This is a genomic window from Lacrimispora sp. (assembly GCF_032078915.1).
Lineage (GTDB): Bacteria > Bacillota > Clostridia > Lachnospirales > Lachnospiraceae > Lacrimispora.
In genome coordinates, this window is the sequence record NZ_DAMAUN010000053.1 from 34,793 (window position 1) to 42,592 (window position 7,800).

General features: G+C 32.2%; 8 protein-coding genes, 1 pseudogene and 1 riboswitch. Of the genes and pseudogenes, 3 read left to right on the plus strand and 6 right to left on the minus strand.

Going from position 1 to position 7,800, the window contains the following annotated elements; translation table 11 throughout:
- Nucleotides 1–166: 166 nt before the first annotated feature.
- From RT269_RS19160 to RT269_RS19175, 4 genes are all read right to left on the minus strand, one after another.
- Entirely contained in the window at nucleotides 167–850 is a 684-nt protein-coding gene (locus RT269_RS19160; RefSeq protein ID WP_313184986.1) for an ABC transporter ATP-binding protein, read from the minus strand.
- Nucleotides 831–1,955 (minus strand): hypothetical protein, encoded by a 1,125-nt coding sequence (locus RT269_RS19165; RefSeq protein WP_313184988.1) that lies wholly within the window; start codon nucleotides 1,953–1,955, stop codon nucleotides 831–833. The genes RT269_RS19160 and RT269_RS19165 overlap by 20 nt, the downstream gene beginning before the upstream one ends.
- Nucleotides 1,928–2,899: an ABC transporter permease gene (locus tag RT269_RS19170; RefSeq protein ID WP_313184990.1), complete on the minus strand. Its 972-nt coding sequence runs from the start codon at nucleotides 2,897–2,899 to the stop codon at nucleotides 1,928–1,930. Before RT269_RS19170 ends, RT269_RS19165 begins: the two co-directional genes overlap by 28 nt.
- Nucleotides 2,900–3,040: 141 nt before the next feature.
- Nucleotides 3,041–3,550, minus strand: a complete 510-nt coding sequence (locus RT269_RS19175; protein WP_313184992.1) for a hypothetical protein — start codon at nucleotides 3,548–3,550, stop codon at nucleotides 3,041–3,043.
- 847 nt (nucleotides 3,551–4,397) lie between these two features.
- Between RT269_RS19175 and RT269_RS19180 the strand changes: the two genes are divergently transcribed.
- Genes RT269_RS19180 through RT269_RS19190 form a run of 3 tightly spaced genes read left to right on the plus strand, consistent with a single transcriptional unit; the run spans nucleotide 4,398 to nucleotide 6,223 of the window.
- Entirely contained in the window at nucleotides 4,398–4,814 is a 417-nt protein-coding gene (locus RT269_RS19180; protein ID WP_313184993.1) for a BlaI/MecI/CopY family transcriptional regulator, read from the plus strand.
- A 1-nt stretch (nucleotide 4,815) separates the two neighbouring features.
- Nucleotides 4,816–5,976 carry a M56 family metallopeptidase gene (locus RT269_RS19185; RefSeq protein ID WP_313184995.1) on the plus strand — a complete coding sequence of 387 codons (1,161 nt, stop codon included), beginning with the start codon at nucleotides 4,816–4,818 and terminating at the stop codon, nucleotides 5,974–5,976.
- Entirely contained in the window at nucleotides 5,960–6,223 is a 264-nt protein-coding gene (locus RT269_RS19190; protein WP_313184997.1) for a hypothetical protein, read from the plus strand. The genes RT269_RS19185 and RT269_RS19190 overlap by 17 nt, the downstream gene beginning before the upstream one ends.
- Nucleotides 6,224–6,353: 130 nt before the next feature.
- Nucleotides 6,354–6,443: riboswitch (cyclic di-GMP riboswitch) on the plus strand.
- A gap of 184 nt (nucleotides 6,444–6,627) precedes the next feature.
- On the opposite strand, the pseudogene RT269_RS30445 reads toward RT269_RS19190, so the two are convergent.
- Nucleotides 6,628–7,068: pseudogene (locus RT269_RS30445) on the minus strand (IS66 family transposase); the annotation flags it as partial.
- Nucleotides 7,069–7,132: 64 nt separating this feature from the next.
- A partial coding sequence (locus tag RT269_RS19205) for an InlB B-repeat-containing protein (RefSeq protein ID WP_313184999.1) occupies nucleotides 7,133–7,800 on the minus strand: 668 nt, incomplete at its 5' end.

Consider the following 7,800-nt stretch of genomic DNA (forward strand, 5'->3'; position numbering starts at 1 on the left):
TGTCAGAACTGATTGTGTGCATGGTGAATGTAAGAGTTGTACAGCTATCGTAGAATGTAACTTATATCATCAAATGCAGGAAATCTCCGCTTTAAGCGAGTGCAATAAAAGATGAAAATACAGTACTAGTTATGCTGACCATTATAGGTAGGTTATCATGAATAACTCAAGTATAAGAATTATATATCTTTCCATTTTTCAAGTATATAATTTTATCACAATGCTTCAATAGATTATCATCATGAGTAGAAAAAACAATTGTATATCCCGCATTGCATAATTCCTGTAATAAAGACAGTATATCCATACTCAATTTATAATCAAGTGCGCTTGTTAATTCATCTGCTATGAGTATTTCCGGTTTTGTGATGAGTGCTCTGGCGATTGCAACACGTTGTTTTTCACCACCAGATAATAAGGACACTTTCCTATGGACATAATCGGATTTATCAAGATGTATACTATTCAGAATATCCTTTATATGAGATTCAGATTTCGAAAAATTGTTTTTATAGAACATGAACGGAAGAGTAATATTATCATAAACACTCCACTCTTCAATTAACCCATAATCCTGGGGAACATATCCTAAATAATTATGCCTGAATTTTTGGCGATCTTTTATATTGAGGTCTTGTAAAATAGTTCCGTTTATTTTACATATTCCTTCTTCGTATTCAGTGAGTCCAAATAAAATATTCAGTAAAGTCGATTTTCCAGAGCCTGATTCCCCCACAATAGCATTTAGACCACCCTTTCCCATAGTGAAGGAGATTCTTTCCAGCACACAGAATTTGCTATTATTGTAAGTTTTACTAAGATTTTTAACTTCAATGACTGGCTCGTACAATATAAGAATACCCCCTATTTAATATAATAAATGCGCAAAAATGAATCATAAAAAGAGTAATAAAGATATAAAGTCCATTTCGCGTATAGAACGTTTGACTGAACTTGCAGTAAAGAATCCAGATAGTCTGGCCTACAATAAAACTAACGAATAATTGTATTACATTGGCCGTTCCGATACATTTTATATAAAACTTTCGGTTAAGGTTGCAGATAGAGAATGTTTTAATATAGTTTTTCTTTTTAAAATAAAAAAGAATATATAAATTGACATACAGCAAAATGTATATGACAATCCCCAAAATTAAAAATCGGAAATACGACGGCAGTAAGGTCAATTTAAAGTCAGAAAAGGAATCTACGTTGTCTTTTATCTTCTGGATATTAATAAAATCAAATTGAGATAGTATGTTTAATACCTCATTGTAATTTTCTATATAGAGAAACACATCAAAAGTAGGCTCAAAGAACGATGTTGTATGAACTGGTAATGTATTATCAGGATCATATATTAAAATTTGGTTATCAGGTGCTTCTAAAGAATCTCCCCCTGAAAAAATTAAAAGATCATTACTATATCCATATATATTTATTTTTACTTTTTGGTCTGCTGCATTGACATATATGCCTATAGGTATTGTATAATTTTGACCGAATTTAAAATCACTTTTTAAGTCATTTGAAATGATAGCTGAATATCCATTATCATTTATGTGTCTATTTTCAAATATATGAAATAAGGAAGCTTTTTCCCCAGATACCGTCTGTATTACTACGATGTGGTCTTTTTTTATTGTAGTATACAGAGGATTTCTGGTAAAATCTAAAATAACCGCATTCTCTTTTAGCTTAGAATTTAATTCCTTAATGCTTTTTACATAATCATTATCTTTTGGCTTTACAAAAGTTACCTTATAAATATTTGAATAATTGACTTCTTCCAGAACTTTTAGACGATGATCCAAATTTTTGTACTGAGTTAAACAAAAATTCAAATAGACTACTAATGCAATAGAAACAGCCGTACAGTAATACAACGGCCTTTTAAAATTTTTATATATTAAATAAATAAAATGTATTATTTTCCCCATAACATCTCTCCCCATAAAAGTATCCTGCTTAAAATAATAGATATGGTTATTATGGTAAATAATTCACCGCCTATTATTAACTTCAAAAAATTTTTTGAACCTCCGGTATACAGAAAAGCCGGCTGATGTTTGAGGTTTTTATAATATAATATATGACAAGTTTGAAAAACTGCAAAACTGCAAAACACAATGATTAAAATTATTGATATAACATAGTCACGAATTTTATTAAATATATCCTCCATTACCATCCAAAAGATTGGATTTATCACAAAGGGTATATCTGATTGTTCAATTCCGGTTTGCTGATCATATTTTTTGACAATCAAACTTTTTTTTACAGGAAATTTTGTTTTTAAAACAAGATGTCCGCAAATGAACGAATTGCTTAAATTATTATTATATATACAATTAAATGGTATCACGGACTGCTTTGCAGTATAAGAAACGCCAATCAGTTGAAAATCCTTATTGCCAAGTGATATGAAATCCCCGATATGATAATCGGAAAAATAGCATTTATAATCTTCTAAACTTAAAATAACCACTTTATCACCAGCTGTTAATTCCTCATTTGTAAAATCTCTTCCTTCAATCTTCCTATCAAATTTAGGGGTGTCTTCCGGACATTGTACCCCAACAGTCGTTAGAGGCTGGATATTAATCCATATTTCATTTATTCTTTCAATCCCATATTCATTAAAAATATTTAATAATATCTGAAGATCCTTTTGCGGAATGCCGTTATAGCTCGGTTCTATAGCAGTTGTCGTTTTAATCTCTTCCAGACCGCCATATTCCTCTAAAATTTTATCAGCCTCATTTTGAAGTAATAAACTAATATAAAAAAAAACCGCTACCAAAATTGATAAAATGTAAAAAAATATTTTCAGATCATATAAGATGTATTTGATAAGCAATTTTGAATAACCCTTTAAATAGATGGTGGAATTTCTCATTTTATTTACCTATTATATAAGAGGGCGCCCCAAAAGCAACTTTTCTCATCACCCAATGCAAGATACGATATTTAACAAGTGTGCGTAATTGAGATTTAGCTTTTGGACACCCCTTTTATTATGTGATATTGTATAAAACATTTACTGTACGGTAGCACTTCCTACAACATAATAATTGCCCGTTGGGTCTAAGGTGCTGGCACTCAATGTATAAGTACTTCCGCTTCTTAAGCCAGACACTTTTTTTGTAGCTGAAGAGCCAGTAGTGAATGATGCCTTTTTTGAACCAATATTTATAGCATATCTATATGTTGTACCCCCTATCCATGCCTCGGAACTATCCTCTACATGAGCACTTGACTTAACACTTGCACTTGTGCCGGATGCATTAAATTTAGTTGGGCAATCAAAAGAATATTTAATTTTAAAATCAAATGATACGCTGGTGCTAGCAGCACGAGCTAAATTAGGTTGAATTGCAAAGTATTCTCCGGTGGTCGGATTTTCATAACGAAATTCATTTACTTTAATCCAGCCAGGTTGAAGCTGTTCATCATTCGTATCTTCAGCCGCATAAGTAGAAAAGGCCATTGTGATAAACATACAAATACTTAGAAACAACGAAATAATCCCTTTTTTCTTCATTTTCATATAAGCACCTCATTCTCAACATTTAGTATTTTCTGAATCATCTTTCCTTTCAGATTACTAGATTCAGAAGTCGATAGTTACTTTAGTTAAAATCTGAACTGTAATAACTGAATTAATTGCTGCGTCAAACAGTAACAAACTGTGCAACAGAATCACCTACTTACCTTGTGAAGACAGTAAATAATGATAAATTATTTAAAATACAATATCATTAAAACATAATGTGTCATAACTGTCAATAACTTTCTGGAAAATATTGTATATTAAGCTTTGCCTTTTACTGAGAAGAGTAGAGATTACTATCTAATAATATTAAAGTATGATTTTCAATAATTTTATATAGCAAATTTTATAGTAAAAAAATATTAGTATAAATAATAGAGAGGTATTGACAGAATGATGTGTTGATGATTAAAATAAGATATCATTATTTATATGGAAGTAGAATCTATTAAACGGATTACGGAATATGCCATTAGTCACTGTACAGTCCTTTCTAGAGAGAATGCAAACAACCCCTGCTCAATATGACTATAGCTATTTTTATCAAGTATATGGATTAAGACAAAAACGTAAAATTGAAAATAGTGAAATAGTTTAAAAAGATAATGAGAATTTCAAAAAACCTCATTATCTTTGCGTAAACCTTTACGGTAATAATCAGATTAACATAGCTTTACATGCTGGGGGCAATCCTTGATGGGGAGTAGATTGCAGTTCCATAAATTCGTATCTTGCATTTGAAGAAAGATCAATACTATTGTAATTGAGATTTCTGGCAATTGACATAAACATATTGTATTACAAAAGTATCATACACGCCAAAGGTGTTAAGGAGAGATTAAAGATGCCAAGAGTTAAAAATGCATTATTATTAACAGAAAGAGAAATGGATGTTATGAAAATATTGTGGAATAGTAAGAAACCACTGGTAGCATCAGAAATAGCCAAAAAAGATGAATCACTAAGCAATAATACAGTTCAATCTGTCCTTAGAAAACTGATGGCTAAAAAATACATTGAGGTGGCAGATATTGTTTATAGTGGTACTGTTTTAACACGTAGTTATAAGCCTGTTGTATCAAAGAAGGATTTGCTTATTGAGCAATTTATTAATCAGTTTAATAAAAGTGAAGATAGTATTCCGATACCTAGTTTAGTAGGAACGTTATTAAAACACGAAAAGAACGAAAAAGAAACAATTGAAAAACTTGAAAAAATACTTGAGGAAAGGAAGAAAGCACTTAACCAAGAGGAAAAATAGTATGTTTTTATCACCAGCCGCATTAATAACTATATTATTAATAATTAATTTGTCAGTAATTCTTCTATGGCTTTTTTTAAAAAGCCATAGAAGAATTATGCAAATAAGTTTAAGTACCTTGTTATTGGGAATTTTATTAGTTGTTATGCGATTATTACTTCCAATGGAGTTTGCATTCCAGCAAACGATACGTGAAAAAAATATATTCCCAAGTTTATTTTTAATACTTTATACTCCTGTTTTGGAGTTTGTTGCTCCAGGGATTTATGTATATCATGTTATATTACTGATTTGGATCTTAGGGATTTTAGTTTTGAGTATGAAGAATTTATTATGTCATATGAGATTTTTATACTTAATTAAACGAGAAGCAGACCTATATGATGAAAAAGTTAAAAATACCATAAAGAAAATTGAAGATTTGCATGGAAAATCAAGCAATTTTAAAATTATTATGACTAACAAAGTTTCTGTTCCAATGTACTTTGGTTTGTTTAGACCGATAATTATATTACCAATGATTGAGTTATCAGATCAAGAACTATATTACATATTAAGACACGAATCCACTCATTACTACAATAATGACCTATGGATTAAATTGTTTGTTGAGTTTATATGTATTATATATTGGTGGAATCCATTTGTTTATATATTAAAACACGAAGTAGATAAAATTTTAGAGATAAGAGTGGATATGGATGTTACAAAAATGTTTGACGAGTCAGAAAAAGTTAATTATTTAGAATGTCTTATAAGGATTGCAAAGGAAACTGCTTCACCTGAAATAAGTAGTTTTTCTCTCCCCTTTGATAGCAGAACTGTTTCTGTTCTGTCTCAACGATTCCATATCGTTCTGGCTGGAGCAGAATATAAAAAGTCAAAAGTTAAAAATATGATACTACTTGTCTCAATGATATTTGTCTTAATTATAAGTTCGTTTGTTGTATTTGAACCATATTCAATTAATCCCAAAGACCAGGAAAAAACGTTAGAATTAACGCCAGAGAATGCATATCTAATTGTAAATGCTGATAATGGATATGATGTTTACGTTAATAATGAATATTTTGCTACGGTAACAACAATTAGAGATTCATACTCTAATTTGTCAATTTATAATAATTTTGAGGAGGCATTATTAAATGAAAGAGAAAAGTAAAAAAATTATGTTATCATTAGCTGTTTTAACGGTTAGTACACTTATGTTACCTGTTGATGCTTCGGCTCAATCACAAGAAGTTGCACTGCCAATTTCCATTACTTCTTCACAGAATAGTTTATTAGATATAGCTTATCCAAGAGCTAATATTATAGGCTGGCGTTACAAGTCAGAGAATGGAAAAATGTATAGGCGCCAATATAATTATTCCAGAGAAAAATGGATTGGTGAATGGGAATTATGTTAGATAATAACATTATAAATGCAGATGCAATAAGAGGTAATTAAGATTTAATGGTGTCAGAGGTATTGTTTTATTAGGTGATTGTTTCGTAGTTCAAGATAGCTTAAATATTGATTACGCAGTAAAACATAAATAGTGCCAAAGGCAAGCCCATTAAAAGGTGGGGGCGCAAAGCCATAGGATATAAGGCGTTTTGTTACACTATGATAGCCTGGCTGCCAAGAACTACATAGAGCCTGCCCTCTAAAAAGGGCAGGTTTTTTGATGTTTTGACGGATGGTTTTGGGTATCAGAATGCCGACTTTCGTTATGCACTGCGGCGAAAGGGGCATGCTATGACAATTCCGTAAGTGCTTCAAAAGATGGCGTCCTATTCAGTTTACATTATGCATGATAAACTGAAGGCATCATTTTTTGAAGCATTTTTTATGCTTTAATGTAAGCCGGCATCTGTCCGGCAGTTCTTTTGACCATGGAAGATACTGATCTAGAAGTTCTGGGTGTTGGAGATGATTGTTGTTTGGCATCTCTTCAAGAAGATACTTCAAATATTCATACACATCCAGATTATTGGCTCTGGTACTTTCTGCCAGGGTATACAAGGTGGCGTTAGCCCTGGCTCCCTTTGGAGTATCTGCAAACAGCCAGGCTTGTCTTGCGGTTGCAAATGGTTTAATGTTTGCTTCACAAAGATTGTTAGATAGTGGAATTTTCCCATCTTCAAGGAAGGTTTCCAGATCTTTCTTTTGATTTACGGCATAGGTCAAAGCCTTGATCAGGTCCTCATTTGTTGTATGCATGGCTGCAGTCTTTTCAATCCACGACCAAAATGCATCAAGGATCGGCTTTGAGGAATCATTCCATTTGTACTAAACTTTTTTCATAATTGCCCCCCCCACTACTTTTCCTTATTTAAATATTTTTTTTGATATATGACATACACATACCAAGCATAAATAACGATATAAGTGTTAATGCTTCATATAAAGTTTGAGATGTAATATCATCCCCTGTTTTCGGTAAATTGTCCAATTTCGCGTTCCCTTTGTCTTTAAGTGTTTCTTGCTTATCAATAACTACACTATCACTGTCGCCAGGAAATTTGGGAGCTTCCTGCTCAATGCTGTTATTACCTGCTTTACTTGTAACAATGGGGCTATTTTTGTTGCTGCTTTTACTGCCTGTACTATTTCCATTTGCGCTGTTGTTTTCGTTGTTTTCACTTTTATTGTTTTCGCCGGTATTATTGTTTTCGCCGGTATTATTGTTTCCGCCGGTGTTATTGTTACTGTTATTCTCCCAGGCTGCCAACAGGACCATATTCCCTGTAACAGTATCATGTTCAAAATCCCACATTACGGGTTCATTATTTCCATCTACATAGCCGTACCAACCTTTGAACAAGTATCCTTCCCTGGTGGGATCCGCGGGCCTGTCATTGACTTTACCTCCCGCAAGCACTGTTACATCATAAAATTGAGCATATGAGCCGTCATTAAGATCATACATTACGAGATATGTCTTTTCCCAGGCTGCCAACAGGACCATATTCCCTGTAACAGTATCATGTTCAAAATCCC

What these genes read in the sequence shown, in the direction of transcription:
- RT269_RS19165 (WP_313184988.1), bottom strand. Translation starts at nt 1,955, where the DNA reads ATGGGGAGAGATGTTATGGGGAAAATAATACATTTTATTTATTTAATA.
- RT269_RS19170 (WP_313184990.1), bottom strand. Translation starts at nt 2,899, where the DNA reads ATGAGAAATTCCACCATCTATTTAAAGGGTTATTCAAAATTGCTTATC.
- RT269_RS19175 (WP_313184992.1), bottom strand. Translation starts at nt 3,550, where the DNA reads ATGAAAATGAAGAAAAAAGGGATTATTTCGTTGTTTCTAAGTATTTGT.
- RT269_RS19180 (WP_313184993.1), top strand. Translation starts at nt 4,398, where the DNA reads ATGCCAAGAGTTAAAAATGCATTATTATTAACAGAAAGAGAAATGGAT.
- RT269_RS19185 (WP_313184995.1), top strand. Translation starts at nt 4,816, where the DNA reads ATGTTTTTATCACCAGCCGCATTAATAACTATATTATTAATAATTAAT.
- RT269_RS19190 (WP_313184997.1), top strand. Translation starts at nt 5,960, where the DNA reads ATGAAAGAGAAAAGTAAAAAAATTATGTTATCATTAGCTGTTTTAACG.